This window comes from Arthrobacter sp. M4 (assembly GCF_020251205.1).
GTDB lineage: Bacteria > Actinomycetota > Actinomycetes > Actinomycetales > Micrococcaceae > Arthrobacter.
This window is the reverse complement of sequence record NZ_JAIWYX010000007.1, coordinates 225,611-239,671: the sequence shown is the minus strand read 5'-3', so window position 1 is coordinate 239,671 and position 14,061 is coordinate 225,611. Positions and strand designations below refer to the sequence as shown.

Sequence of the window (14,061 nt, the reverse complement as noted above, 5' to 3'; positions counted from 1 at the left end):
GGCCAAAACCGTCACACAGGGCTGAGGGGTTCCGCTGAGCGGGGCCCCCCAGCCCTGCCCGATCTTCGACGAGCGGCCTATTCGGCGATGTCCTCGGCCCACAGCTCCGGACGCGCGTCCTGGAAGTCCCGCATGAGGTCGATGCAGCGCTGATCACCCAGCACAACAACGTCGACTCCCCGCGAGCGCAGCCATTCGAGCTCGCCGGGGAAGGTGACGTCCTCCCCTACAATGACGCGCGGAATCTTGAACTGGATGATGGTTCCGGCACACATCGCGCACGGTGCCAAGGTGGTGTAGAGGGTGGTGTCGCGGTAGCTCTGCTGCCTGCCTGCGGCCCGCAGCGCGGACATCTCGCCGTGCGCTATCGGGTCACCTTCCTGGACGCGTTCGTTATGCCCGACGGCGATGATCTCGCCTTCCCGGGTGAGGGCCGCGCCGATGGGGATTCCGCCCTCGCTGAGGCTTTGGACTGCAGCGTCAAAGGCCGCTTCGAAACCTGGGTCTGGTGTTTCGGGCATCGTGGTCCGCCTTCCGGGTTATCTTGTCGGAGGCCTTTGGTAGCTTGGCTCAAAGATACCAACGGGCATGGGAATGTTCATGCGCCAAGGGCACGGGTTAGGGAATCGGGGAACGTCATGTTCTTTCTGGAGTCGGTGGATGCCGCCGGGCAGGACCTCGTCTTTTCGGCGAGCGACCTTGTCACGGCTTCCCAGTGCGAGTACCAGATCCTTCGGAAACTGGACGAAAAGCTTGGTCGTAGCCCGGTTTTCGAGGCTCCGGAGGACGCCATGCTGGAGCGGACTGCACGCCTGGGGGACCTGCATGAGCATCGCGTGCTGGAAGGCTTTGTGGCGGACTTCGGTATTTGGGATCCGGCCACTGCCCGGGGCGTGTACGACGTCGTTCCGGCGACCGACATGGACCGAGCCACCTTGAGTGCCAAGCACCAGGAGTCCATGGCGGCACTGCGTGCCGGCGCGGACGTGGTCTTCCAGGCTGCGTTTTTTGACGGCCAGTTCCACGGCCGCTCCGACTTCCTGGTAAAGATGCCGGATGGCTCCTACGCCGTGTACGACACAAAGCTGGCTCGCCATGCCAAGGTCACTGCCCTTCTGCAGTTGGCCGCCTATGCGGACCAATTGTTGGCGGAAGGCATCCAACCCGCATCGGACGTGACCCTGGTGCTCGGCAGCGGTGAGCACAGCAGCCACCGACTAGCGGACATCCTCCCGGTCTTCCGTGAGCGCAGGGCACGTTTCCTGGCCTTGGCCCAGGCGCATGTGGATTCGCCGGAAGCGGTGGTTTGGGGAGATCCTCGGTATAAAGCCTGTGGCCGGTGCCCGTATTGCGCGGAGCAGGTTGAGTTGCACCGGGACCTGCTCCTGGTGGCCGGTATGGGGATGTCCCGTCGGAAGAAGCTCATCGAAAGCGGTATCCAGACCATCGACCAGCTGGCCGAAGCAGAAGCAAGCGGGGACTCCGTATTCCTTCGCCTTCGGGCCCAGGCCCGAATGCAAACCGGGGTGGAAGAACCGGACGGGACGGTTCAGGCGCCGGACAAGGACGGCGGCGTCCGGACCGTCAGCTACCAGCTGCGCGAAGGCAACACGCTTGGCCGCCTTCCTGAGCCGGATGCAGGGGATATTTTCTTTGATTTCGAAGGCGATCCGCTGTGGCAGGACCCGGTGACCAGTGAGTGGGGCCTGGAGTATTTGTTCGGGGTCATCGAGCCTCCTGTTGAGGATGGCGGGCAGACCGTATTCCGGCCTTTCTGGGCGCATACCCGCTCGGAGGAACGTCGGGCCCTGATGGACTTCCTTGCCTACGTGGCGGACCGTCGGGAGAAGTACCCGAACATGCACATCTACCACTACGCCGCGTATGAGAAAACTGCGCTGCGGCATCTCTCGTTGAGGCATACCGTGGGTGAGGACGCCGTGGACACTCTCCTGCGGGACGGAGTCCTGGTGGATCTCTACGACACCGTCCGCCACAGCATCCGGATCTCCGAACGCTCCTACAGCATCAAGAAACTTGAGCCGCTGTACATGGGGCAGCACCTGCGCTCTGGAGACGTGACCGACGCCGGTGCCTCCGTGGTGGCCTACGCGGACTATTGCACGGCCCGGGACACCGGAAATCCTGCCGAAGCCGCGCTCATTCTGGAGAGCATCCGGGACTACAACGAGTACGACTGCCTTTCCACGCTGAGGCTCCGTGACTGGCTGCTGGAGTTGGCAGCAAAGGCCTCCATTGGACGTGAAATCGAGCCTGCCGTGGAACATCGTCCGGAAACCGAACCGGCGAAGTACCAGGCCGCGCCGGAAGAAACCGCTCTTTTGGCGTATGTGGCTGAGCTGCCGGACCAAGAGCAGGCCACTCCAGATGCACGAGCCATTGCCATGGTGGCTGCGTCCGTGGGCTATCACCGGCGGGAAGACAAGCAATTTTGGTGGGGCCATTTCGATCGGTTGGACCAGCCCGTAGCGGAGTGGGAGAACACCCGGGATTGTTTCGTCGTCCACGAGTGCGAGGTTTTGCAGGATTGGGCGCTTCTGCCCGGGAAGCGGAACCCCTCCCGGGAGCTAAGGCTGACCGGCCACCCGGCTGAAGGTTCAGGGTTCCAAGCTGGCAAGACGTACTTCCGCATGTACGACTCGCCGGTACCGGAGGCCTTCAACGGCAAGCAGCTGAGTGCCGCAGGAAGATCGGGCGGGTGGGGCACCGAAATCCTTGATGCCCCCGAGGATTCACCCGAGACGTTGGTGGTCCGGGAGATACTCCCCAGTAAGGCAGAGCCTTTCGCGCAGCTTCCCATGGCGCTGACTCCGGACGCGCCTGTCAACACCAAGGGGCAGCGGGAGTCGTTGTCCGAGCTTGCACACAGGGTCCGGTCCCTCCTGCCGTCCTGGCCGAGGGATCCTGCCCTGGACCTGCTGCGGCGCAGGCCACCGCGACTTGCGAGCCTGCCCTCACTCCCGGCAGTGAAACCTGGCCCCCATGGATACGCTGACGCCATCACAGCGGCTGTGGCCGACCTGGATCATTCCTATCTGGCGGTGCAGGGTCCTCCGGGGACAGGCAAAACCCATGTGGGTTCACTAGTAATCGCCCGCTTGGTGGAACGCGGATGGAAGGTCGGCGTAATCGGTCAATCGAACGAGATGATCGAGCACATGCTGTGTACCGCCATCCAAAAGGCGGGGGTTGATCCAAACATCGTGGCCAAGGACATGAAGCATGATGGCGAAATGCCTTGGAGCCGCAGGACCAAAGACGACGTGGCCGAGTTGCTGTCCGAGCCGGGAGGCTGCCTCATTGGTGGGACCGCCTGGATCATGACTGGAGCTGCGGTGCCTCCCGCGTCCCTCGATCTGCTGGTCATCGACGAGGCTGGCCAGTTCTCCCTGGCCAATACCCTGGCGGTAAGCCGCTGCACCAAGCGAATGCTCCTGCTTGGTGACCCACAGCAACTCCCGCAGGTCACCACAGGCATACACCCGCAGCCCGTCGACCGCTCCGCCTTGGGCTGGTTGTCGGACGGCCATCACACCCTTCCCGCGGATTTGGGCTACTTCCTGGCGGAGTCGTGGCGGATGCACCCGGATCTTTGTGCAGCTGTATCCGAGCTGTCCTATGACGGACGGCTCAACTCCGCTCCCATCACGGCGTCCCGGAAACTTGAAGGGGCGGCTGCGGGTATGGAGTGCGTCTACGTCAGCCACACCGGGAACTCCACCCATTCTGTGGAAGAGGCAGAGGAAGTGGTTCGCCAAGTCAGGGCGCACCTTGGACTACCGTGGCTGGATCCCCGGAATTCCCCCGATGTGCGGCCCTTGGACGAGGAAGACATTCTGGTTGTTGCCGCCTACAACGCCCAGGTCCAGCTCATCCTGCAGCATCTTCGTACCGCCGGTCTAAAAAGGGTCCGTATTGGGACCGTGGACAAGTTCCAAGGCCAGGAAGCACCAGTCGTCATAGTTTCCATGGCTGCTTCGGCCCCAAAGGAAGTACCGCGTGGCATGCGGTTCCTGCTGTCCCGCAACAGAATAAACGTGGCCATCTCACGGGGTCAGTGGCGAGCCGTGCTGGTTCGGTCACCGGAACTGACAAATTACCTGCCGTTCCATCCCGACGGCTTGGAAGACCTAGGCGGCTTTGTGGCCCTCTGCCAGCGCCAGAGCCTCGTCCAGGACCGTCCCGAAGTTCGCAGGATCGTGGGCAAACCTGCCCAAAAACAGTCCTGAAACCCCATCCAGCGACGGAAGGAGGCCAGGCCCGGCGGAACCGCCGTAGATGACGGGGAGCCCAGCCAGGGAGGTGCCGTGGTCGCGGTCGGCGAGGAGCGCGCGGAGCCGAAGAACGACGTCGGACACGTACCGCGGGCTGGCCGGCTGGGCCGCGCCGATGGCCCAAACGGGCTCATAGGCGATCACCAGATGCGAGGCGAGTCCCCAGTCGCCGCCCACGGCCGCCTCGATCTGCCGGTAGACGACATTAGCTGCTTGGGCGGGACCGCTTTGCTCTGAAGATCGCCCAGCCTCGCGTTCGGACAGGAGGCCTTCCTGCGTCTCGGTACCACAGCCACCTGAGCGGTGGCCTCCACTGGAATCGTTCGTCGTTGCAGACGCACCCGGCGCAGCGTCTTCGCCGACGCACAAGAGAGGCGTCAGCCCGGCGTCGATCGCTGCACGGACCTTGCGCGCCACGACGGCGTCATCCTCCGCGAAGTGGCGGCGCCGCTCCGCGTGCCCGATTTCGACGACCCGCACGCCGAGTTCGGCGAGCATGGATGGCGAGACCTCACCCGTCCATGGACCGTCCGCCCACCCGCAATTCTGGGCGCCGAGCAGCACCGGAGAACCATCCAGGATTTCCGCCGCCGCAGGCAACACAGGGAACGAGGGGATGACGAACGGGACAACCCGCCCGGCCGCGACGGCCGGGCGGGAGTCCACTTCTGCGCGCAGCTGCGCCAACCAGTCCAGCGACCGCTGGTAGCCGAGGTACATCTTGGTGCTCACGCCAACAAACAGTTCGGCGTTTGCGAGGGCATTTTCGGGCAACAGCTGCTTCATGAATTGCTTACTTACCCAGCAGTTCGTCGGCCTTGTTCTTGAACACGCGTGTTCCGAACATCATCAGTGCCGCCAGGAAGGGCAGCACACCCAGGGCGTAGACACCCATGGTGCCGGTGTCCGAAGCCGTGACCTCGTTGACCGTGGTGCGCAGGATCGGGGCCACGAAGCCACCCAGGTTGCCCAGCGAGTTGATCAGGCCGATGCCGGCCGCGGCGGCGGAACCGGTGAGGAATGCCGTCGGGTAGGCCCAGCAGATCGGACCTGTGGAGAGGAAGCTGCACACGGCCAGGGTGATGAAGATGATGCCAAGCGCCGGAAGGTGGTTGGAGCCGGCCCAGGCCGAACCGAAGATGCAGACCCCGGTGGAGATGAACAGGCCGGTGCCCCAGATGCGGCGGCGGGCAACCGTGTTGGCAGCCTTGCCGATGAAGTAGCAGGCGAACATTCCGAAGAACCACGGGATGGCGGCCAGGAGACCGACGGCGAGACCCACCTTCTGGCCCGTCAGCTGCGACACCTGCTGCGGCAGGTAGAACGTCACACCGTACACGGCAATCTGCAGGCAGAAGTAGATGACGGTGAAGTACCAGACCCGGCCGTTGCGCATGGAGGCGAGCACGCCACGGGGACCGGATTCTTCCTTGACGGTGTCTTCAAGGGCCATAACCTCGGTGAGGGCGTTCTTCTCCTCCTGGCTGAGGAACTTGGCCTGCTGCGGGCCGTTGATAAGGAAGAAGTACGCGGCGATGCCTGCGAGGACCGCGAGCATACCTTCAACGAAGAACATAACCTGCCAACCCGCGATGCCGGGGACCTGGTCACCGATGTTGATGAGCCAGCCGGACAGCGGGGCACCGATCATCTGGGAGAAGGGCTGTGCCAGGTAGAAAATGGCGAACATCTTCACGCGGACCTTGTTGGGGAACCAGGCGGCAAGGAACATGATGACGCCCGGGAACAGGCCGGCCTCGGTGACGCCCAGCAGGAAGCGGAGGATCACAAAGGACGTCTCGTCCTGCACAAAGGCAAAGCACGAGGACACGATGCCCCAGGTAATGGCGATGCGTGCCAGCCAGACCTTCGCACCGAACTTGTTCAGGAGCAGGTTGCTGGGGATTTCGAACAGGGCGTAGCCGATGAAGAAAATTCCGGCGCCCAGGGCGTAGGCACCAGCGGTGATTCCCTTGTCCACGTGCAGCGCAGCTTCGGCGAAGCCAACGTTGGTGCGGTCAAGGAAGGCCACTACGTACAGGATCACCAGCATTGGCATCAGCCGGCGCGAGGCCTTGGAGATGGCCGATTTGAGGACCGGGGTCTCTAAGAGCTCCTGTGTGGATGTAGTTGCGACAGACATCTAACTCCTCATTGAGTAATTGGGTTGGGGTGTGCCGGTGAGTGCCGGCCCATGGTGATGTCGGGGGCCGGAATTCCGGCCTCGAAAGTAGGCCCACTAAGGGTCCGCCGGCTTTCCGGCGGATCGTCAGCGGGGATAGGCTATGAGCACAATTCCCACCAGGCAGGCGAGCACGCCGATGGCCAAGTAGATCTTGCGTTCCTTGCTCAAACTGGTTACTCGGTTCCAGGTCTTCATGCGTGCGTGACCTAGTGCATGTATAGACCGCCATCCACATTCAGCGTCTGGCCGGAGATGTATCCGGCGTCCTCGCTGACGAGGAAGGCGATGGCGGCGGCAATGTCACGGGTGGAGCCCACCCGGTTGACCACGAGGTCCTTGACGAGTTCGTCCTTGCGTTCCTGGCTGAGCGTTCCCCCCATGATGTCCGTGTCGATGGGACCCGGGGAGATCGCGTTGACAGTGATGTCGAACTCTCCGAGTTCGCGTGCCGTGGCGCGGGTCAGGCCGATGACACCAGCCTTGGCCACTGAGTACGGCGTCTTGGAGAACGTTCCGCCGCCGCGCTGGGCAGACACGGAGGAAATGTTCACGATCCGGCCGATCCGGTTCTTCGCCATCGACTCAGCCACGCGGCGGGTGGCGTAGTGAACACCGTTGAGGTTGATGTTGAGAACGCGGTCCCATTCGGCCGGCTCCAGCTCCAGGTAAGCGATGGGAGAGCTGACGCCCGCCACATTCGCGAGCGCAACAATCTGGGGCAGTTCGGCCTCGATCTCGTCGATCGCGGCACGGACAGCGGCTTCGCTGGCTACGTTGGCGCCCACGCCGTGGGCCTTGACGCCGTATTCGGCTTCGATTTCCTTGGCGGCTGCCTTGCAGAGGGCGTCGTCCAAGTCGATGATGCCGATGTTCCAGCCCTGGGCGGCCAGGTAGTTAACGGTTGCGCGGCCGATGCCACGCTCCGAAACGGCACCTGTGACGATCGCGGTGCGTTCAGCGGGGAAATTAGTCAAAGGTCTCTCCTGATTAAGGGTCAGTTGATTGGTGCCGGGCCAAGCTCTTCAATGAGCTTCTGCATTGCAACGTAGGCCTTGTTGCGGTAGGCGACCAGCTCAGGCGTGCGCTCAGCCGGAACGTTGAGGAACCCTGCCCCGGTTTTGGTGCCGAGCTTGCCGGCCTCCACCAAGTCGCTGAGGATCTTCGGCGTTGCGAAGCGCTCCGGGAAATCGGTCTGCAGGGACTTGTAGCAGAAGTTGTACACGTCCAGGCCAGCCATGTCCGCAATGGCGAACGGGCCGAAGAATGGCAGCCGGAAACCGAAGGTGGTGCGGACCAGGGTGTCCACATCCTCGGCCGTCGCCACGCCCTGCTCCACCAGCTGGGCAGCTTCGTGGAAGAGTGCGTACTGCAGTCGGTTGAGGACGAAGCCGGTGACGTCCTTGACCACAGCCGTTTCCTTGCCCGCGCCGTGGACCAGTTGGCGCGCGGCGGCCACGGTTTCGGTTGACGTGCCGGCGTGCGGGATGATCTCCACGCCCGGGATGAACGGCGACGGGTTGGAGAAGTGCACGCCCAGGAACCGCTCCGGGTTGGCCACAGGCTTGGACAGTTCCGCGATGGAAATCGTGGACGTGTTGGAACCGATAATTGCCTCTGGCTTGGCCGCGGCACTGATGCGAGCCAGGGTCTGGTGCTTGATCTCGATGACCTCGGGAACGGCCTCTTCAATGAAGTCAGCATCCGCCACGGCCTCTTCGATGTCCTTGGCCACCCACAGGTTTTCCTTGAGGACGGCGGTGGCGTCCTCGGGGAAGAGCCCGTCCGCCACAAACTGGTCCGACTCCACAAGCAGACGCTCGTAGTTCTTCTGCGCCACTTCGGCGGAGACGTCGGCCAGCGCAACGCGGGCACCGCCGAGGGCCAGCACCTGGGCGATGCCGCCACCCATGTAGCCGGATCCGACTACGGCGAACTTTTTCATGGGATTCTCAGTCATTGATCAGGATGCCTTCGTGTTTTCGGATGCTGTGTACTCGGGTTCATAGGAGCAGATGGCCTCCACTTTGGCAGCGGACGCACTGTTCTGGTCAAAGCGGTGGTCAAGCCATTCACCCACCAGTTTCTTGGCCAGTTCCAAGCCGATCACCCGCTGGCCAAAGGTCAAGACCTGGGCGTTGTTGCTCAGGACTGATCGCTCAACGGAGTAGCTGTCGTGGGCGGTGACGGCGCGGATTCCGGGAACTTTGTTCGCCGCGATAGCGACGCCCAGTCCGGTGCCGCAGATCAGCAAAGCGCGGTCGGCAGCGCCGTCGGCAACCCGCCGGGCCGCGTCGACGGCGACATGCGGGTACGCCGTCGAGTCATTCGTGCCGACTCCGATGTCCTCCACGGATGCCACCCGAGGGTCAGTTTCCAGCAGCGCCTTCAGTGCTTCCTTGTATTCGACGCCTGCCTCATCGTTGCCAACGACGATCCGCCAGCCGTTTCCTGCGCTCATGCCTGCGCTCCTTCCGGGACCTGGGCGGCCCGGGTCGAGATGATGTGATTGGACGAGATAAAAGCTGAGATTCTTTCCGCGATCAGGCCGAAGGACACGGCCCCGGGATCGGGGTGGCCGAGGCTCTTCTCCGCTAGGGGCCTGGCGCGGCCCTTCAACGGACGAAGTGACGCCGTGGCCCCTGCCGCCGCCGATGCGGCAGCCGCGGCGACTTCAAGCGCGACGTCGGCGGGAGCTCCGGCGTCGAACTCTTTGAGGAAGGTGTCCCGGAACGGGAGCAGCGCGTCCACCATGGTCTTATCGCCCTCCTCGGCCTTCCCCAGGTTGGTGATCGCGTCGGTAAAGGCTCGCACTGCGGCAGCTGCGTCCTCGCGGGTGTAACCATCACGGTTGCCGAGCGCCTGCCCGGCCGCGATGATCGCGGAACCCCACAGGGCACCGGAGGTGCCACCGGCCTTTTCGCTCCAGGCCTCACCGGCCGCTTCCAAAACACGCCCGACGCCGGCACCTGGCTTTGCGAGCGCGGCTGCGGCGGCCGCTTCAACCCCGCGGCGCATGCCGATGCCGTGGTCGCCGTCGCCCGCAATCGCGTCGAGCTTGCCGAGGGACTCTTCGTGTTCTTCGATGGTGGCGCGCACTTCTTCGAGGACTGCCACGGCCAACGCGCCGAGTTCCGTAGCCGCAGGTGTGGTGGCTTCCTGCTCGGCCTCGCTCGAGGCTTCCAGCAACTCGGCCCTGCGGAGCACGCGAGGCGACATGCTGCCCTTGCGGAAGGCCGGCGTATTCGCTGGCGCTGCCCACAGCTGCTCGAGTTCCTCATCCAGCCAGAAGAGCGTGAGGGACAGTCCGGACATGTCCAGACTGGTCACCAGTTCGCCGCACTCAGGTTCGACGACGGTCAGGCCCGCCTTGGTGAGGAGGGCGTCGATCTTGCCGAACAGCAGGAACAGTTCGTCGTACTTGACAGTGCCGAGGCCGTTGACGACGGCCACCACTCGGTCTCCAGCGTTGTCCGGCTTGTCCTCGAGGAGCTTTCCGACCAGCAGTTCGGCGAGTTCGGAGGCGGTAGGCATCGGGTGGTCCGAGATGCCGGGTTCGCCGTGGATCCCGAGGCCCAGGGACATATGCCCTTCGGGGACATGGAAGAGCGGTTCGGCAGCGCCGGGAAGGGTACAGCCGTCAAAAGCGACTCCCAGCGAGCGCGTGCGGTAGTTGGCCTTGATGGCCAGCCGCTCGACGTCGTCGAGGCTCATCCCAGCCTCGGCCGCGGCCCCGGCAATCTTGAAGACCGTCAGGTCGCCGGCGATTCCGCGGCGCTTCTCGAGCTGGTCCTGCGGGGCGCTGGCGATGTCGTCGGTCACCAAGACTGTGCGGGTTTCAATGCCTTCAGCGTTGAGCCGCAGCTGTGCCTGGCCGAAGTGCAGGACGTCACCGGCGTAGTTTCCGTAGCTCAGGAGCACGCCGCCGCCAGCGTTGGCTGCCTTGGCCACGCGGTAGACCTGTCCGGCCGCGGGGGACGCGAACATGTTGCCGCATGCTGATGCGGTGGCGAGCCCCGGTCCTACCAGGCCAGCGAAGGCCGGGTAGTGTCCGGAGCCGCCGCCGATGACAACGGCCACTTGGCCTTGGGACACTTCGGTGGAACGGACGACGCCGCCATCCACGCGGGCAACGTAGCCGCGGTTGGCTGCCACGAAGCCGTCCAGCGCCTCATCCGCGAAATCCGCGGGATTGTCGAAGATCTGGGTCATGGTTCCTCTTTGAATCCGTTTGTATGTCCGGTGAAGTCGGGCGGTGACGGTCAGACTCCGGCGAGTTCCGCCGTCGTGCTTGCATCCAGGCTCCTTGCGGGGCCGGGGACCTGGCGGCCCTGGGCGACGCGGCTGGTGCCGAGTGCGTAGCCGTCCTTCTTCGGGAGGACGAAGCGGCGCAGGTATTCCTGGTTCCGCGCGGTGACGGTGAGGCCGTCGCCGCCGTAGTGCTCGGTGCAGATGATGCCTTGGAAACCGACGGACAGCGCTTCCTTGAAGGCTTCGCGGTAGCTGATGAGCCCGCTTTCCATTGGTGAGGGCATGGCGACGTAGGTACCGGAGGCTGTGTCCTCGTCACGGATGTAGTTCTTGACGTGCCAGTAGTTGGCGTAGGGCATGGTCTTGCGGACCATTTCGCGCCAGTCCTCGATGGGGCGGTGCAGGCGGATCAGGTTGCCGAGGTCAGGGTTGAGGCCAACGTTGGACAGTCCGATGTCTTCCACCAACTGGACGGAGGAGTCCGCGGTGCCGAGGTAGGTGTCCTCGTACATTTCCAGGGATACCAGGACGCCGACTTCCGCGGCGTGCTCCCCCAGTTCGCGGAGTCGGGTGACGGCGTTGTTCCAGGCTTCCTTGTTGTTGGCAGGGTCTTTGTACCCCTCGACGGTCCAGAACCAAAGCTGCTTCTGCTGCTCCGGGGTGATGGCCTGGTGGAGGCCGAAGGAGACAACCTCACATCCGAGCGCTGCGGCAGCATCGATGGTGCGGTGGCTGTAGGCGAGGTTTTCTTCCCACTTGCCTTCTTCGATGACGCTGCGGCGGATGGCGGAGATGACGGGTACGCCGACGCCAACCTCGTCCGCGGTCTGCTTGAACTCCTGGAGCCGCTGCGGTGAAAGGTCGCCCGGGCGGACCCAGCTGTCGGTCAGGTCTGCATTGGCGAAGCCTGCATCTTTGACCTCTAGCAGCACCTCGGCCCATTCGGCAGCGTCGGCGTCGTTGATGTGACGACCCTGCGCGTCAACGCCCGGGAACTGCAACAGCGCGGCTGTGATCGGCCAGTTCTCTGCTGTGTAAGCCATGTTCTTCACTCCTTCGTGGAATCCTGTTTCCTATAGGATTTATTATTCACGGAGAGGTTGTCAACTGCATCTCCTTGGCGGGACCGGGTTTTCGCCATATTTGGGGCGACATCGAAGATCCTATATGTCTTACATTTGCTTGTGAAGAGGGTCACTCAATTTGGTGGATCCTTCACCGACCGCGGCCACACGCCCCGCCGTTGCCTCTATGGAAACATCGCCCAAAGGCCAGTTGTTCAGCCGCGATTATCGGGGGCTGGAACCAGGCTTTGGCGTTGAATTTAGTCCGCCGAAGCGTCGGCGATAGCCCGCCCGCGGACTCGTTGGAAACATCACCCAAAAGCTATTGTTCGGCCGCGATTATCGGGGGCTGGAACCAGGCTTTGGCGTTGAATTTAGTCTGCCGGAGCGTCGGCGATAGCCCGCCCGCGGACTCGCCGGACGTGCTCCGCCATTGCCTCGGCAGCTGCGTCCGGGTCACCGGCTTCAAGCGCGTCGAGCACAGCCTGGTGTTCGGAGATGGCATATTCGGCGTCGGTGATGCCCACTCCCCCGAACAGCCTGAAGCGTTGAACCTGCCCACCGAGGGCGCTGTAGGCGGAAACCATGAATTGGTTGCCGGTGTGCTCTGCAATCAGCCGGTGGAACCGTTCGTCAGCTTCGAGGTAATCCCGATATTCCGCGAAGGATGGCCCACGCGGCGCCTTCTTCAAGTCGGAAACTGCTTCTTCGAGCTCGGCGAGTTGGCCCGGTGTCATTCGCTCGCAAGCCAACCGTGCGTTAACCGGCTCGATTGCCAGCCGTGCTTCCATAAGCTCGGCGAAGTCTTCGCGCGTGAAAAGGGGCGCAACACGGTACCCCTTCAGGGCAACGCGGCGAACCATGCCCGTGTGCTCCAACCTTGCCAAGGCTTCCCGGACAGGAGTCGGCGAGACGTCCAGATCACGTGCCGTACCGTCAATGCTGACGGCGGTGCCCGGTTCCAGGCGGCCGTCCATCAGCGAAGCGAGCAGCTCCTCATACACATGGTCGGCCAGCACCTGACGGCTGACGGAGCGTCCGGAACGGTTTCCGGCGGGAGCAGTAGACATACACAAATCCTATAGGAATGCCCCGTCGCGGCACTTCTTGTGACACAACGGGGCATTCCTGGACTCGTTCGGTAGTACCTTAGCTGAGCGAACCTTCGTGGAAGGGGTAGTCTGTGTAGCCCTTTGCGCCGTCACTGTAGAACGTCGTCGGATCCGGCTCGTTAACTGGCAGGCCGTCGCGCCAGCGGCGGACGAGGTCCGGGTTGGCGATGGCCGGTCGGCCAACGACTACGGCGTCGGCGTGGCCGCCGTCGATCAGTTCGAGGGCGTCTTCCCGTGTGGTGATGGCGCTGAATCCGGTGTTGACGAGGAACGTGCCCTTGAATCGGGCGCGCAGATCCTGCACCAACTCACCGGCAGGTTCGTGGTGAAGGATGCTGAGGTACGCGAGATTCAGCGGTGCAATGCTGTCCACCAGCACCTGGTACGTGGCCTGAACATCGGCGTGGTCAGTTTCCGCGATCCCTTGGACACTGTGTTCCGGGGAGATGCGGATGCCTACGCGGTTGGCACCAAGGGCAGCGACCACCGCGTTGACGGTTTCGATTACGAACCGCGCCCGGTTCTCCGGCGAACCGCCGTAGCCGTCGGTGCGGACATTCGTGTTCGGAGCAAGGAATTCATGCAGAAGGTAACCGTTGGCGGAGTGGAGTTCGACGCCGTCGAAACCCGCCTCGATCGCGTTGCGGGATGCGGTGACGATTTCCTGGATCACCACGGGCAGTTCGTCGATGGTCAGTTCGCGGGGTACTGGATAGGGCTGCTTGCCGTTCGGGGTGCGAACCTCACCGTCAATTGCGATGGCGCTGGGAGCCACTACTTCATGGCCGCCTGTGATGTCGGCGTGGGAGACGCGACCGCCATGCATGATTTGGGCGAAGATCCGGCCGCCTTCCGCATGGACTGCTTCGGTGACTTTTGACCAGCCTGCGATCTGCTCGGGTGTTACAAGTCCGGGCTGGCCGGGATAGGAGCGGCCGGCAGGAACCGGGAAGACGCCTTCGCTCACGATGAGCCCGATCGATGCGCGCTGGCGATAGTGCTCAGCGACCAATGGGCCGGGCACGCCCTCCTCACCCGAGCGCACACGGGTCAGGGGCGCCATCACCAGGCGGTTGGGCAGTTCAAGCTCACCGAGTGTCAAGGGAGAAAACAGCATTCGCGTTTGCCTTTCGTGGGAGAAGCAGGTTCACCAGAGC

11 protein-coding genes are annotated in these 14,061 nt (G+C 63.4%); 1 reads left to right on the top strand and 10 read right to left on the bottom strand.

Annotation, left to right across the window (positions count from 1 at the left end; translation table 11 throughout):
- Nucleotides 1-77 precede the first annotated feature (77 nt).
- Nucleotides 78-521: a nucleoside deaminase gene (locus LD110_RS14175; protein ID WP_225499464.1), complete on the bottom strand. Its 444-nt coding sequence runs from the start codon at nucleotides 519-521 to the stop codon at nucleotides 78-80.
- 117 nt (nucleotides 522-638) lie between these two features.
- Between LD110_RS14175 and LD110_RS14170 the strand changes: the two genes are divergently transcribed.
- Entirely contained in the window at nucleotides 639-4,250 is a 3,612-nt protein-coding gene (locus LD110_RS14170) for a TM0106 family RecB-like putative nuclease (RefSeq protein WP_225499463.1), read from the top strand.
- Here the strand turns inward: LD110_RS14170 and LD110_RS14165 are convergent.
- From LD110_RS14165 to LD110_RS14125, 9 genes are all read right to left on the bottom strand, one after another.
- On the bottom strand, nucleotides 4,152-5,081 hold the full coding sequence (locus LD110_RS14165; RefSeq protein WP_225499462.1) for a triose-phosphate isomerase family protein: 930 nt from the start codon (nucleotides 5,079-5,081) through the stop codon (nucleotides 4,152-4,154). The two genes, LD110_RS14170 and LD110_RS14165, sit on opposite strands and share 99 nt — an antisense overlap.
- A gap of 7 nt (nucleotides 5,082-5,088) precedes the next feature.
- Complete coding sequence (locus LD110_RS14160; protein ID WP_225499461.1) at nucleotides 5,089-6,438, bottom strand: MFS transporter; 1,350 nt, start codon at nucleotides 6,436-6,438, stop codon at nucleotides 5,089-5,091.
- A 248-nt stretch (nucleotides 6,439-6,686) separates the two neighbouring features.
- Nucleotides 6,687-7,454: an SDR family NAD(P)-dependent oxidoreductase gene (locus tag LD110_RS14155; RefSeq protein ID WP_225499460.1), complete on the bottom strand. Its 768-nt coding sequence runs from the start codon at nucleotides 7,452-7,454 to the stop codon at nucleotides 6,687-6,689.
- A 20-nt stretch (nucleotides 7,455-7,474) separates the two neighbouring features.
- Entirely contained in the window at nucleotides 7,475-8,437 is a 963-nt protein-coding gene (locus tag LD110_RS14150; RefSeq protein WP_225499459.1) for a 3-hydroxyacyl-CoA dehydrogenase family protein, read from the bottom strand.
- Nucleotides 8,438-8,440: 3 nt separating this feature from the next.
- The gene (locus LD110_RS14145) at nucleotides 8,441-8,938 is read right to left on the bottom strand and encodes a ribose-5-phosphate isomerase (protein ID WP_225499458.1); all 498 of its coding nucleotides are present in this window, start codon (nucleotides 8,936-8,938) and stop codon (nucleotides 8,441-8,443) included.
- Nucleotides 8,935-10,689 (bottom strand): dihydroxyacetone kinase subunit DhaL, encoded by a 1,755-nt coding sequence (gene dhaL, locus LD110_RS14140; protein ID WP_225499457.1) that lies wholly within the window; start codon nucleotides 10,687-10,689, stop codon nucleotides 8,935-8,937. The genes LD110_RS14145 and dhaL overlap by 4 nt, the downstream gene beginning before the upstream one ends.
- A 50-nt stretch (nucleotides 10,690-10,739) precedes the next feature.
- Nucleotides 10,740-11,771, bottom strand: coding sequence for a sugar phosphate isomerase/epimerase (locus tag LD110_RS14135; RefSeq protein WP_225499456.1), 1,032 nt, complete (start codon nucleotides 11,769-11,771; stop codon nucleotides 10,740-10,742).
- A 395-nt stretch (nucleotides 11,772-12,166) separates the two neighbouring features.
- Nucleotides 12,167-12,862: a GntR family transcriptional regulator gene (locus tag LD110_RS14130; RefSeq protein WP_225499455.1), complete on the bottom strand. Its 696-nt coding sequence runs from the start codon at nucleotides 12,860-12,862 to the stop codon at nucleotides 12,167-12,169.
- Between the two features lie 79 nt (nucleotides 12,863-12,941).
- Nucleotides 12,942-14,021: an alkene reductase gene (locus tag LD110_RS14125; protein ID WP_225499454.1), complete on the bottom strand. Its 1,080-nt coding sequence runs from the start codon at nucleotides 14,019-14,021 to the stop codon at nucleotides 12,942-12,944.
- Between the last annotated feature and the right edge of the window lie 40 nt (nucleotides 14,022-14,061).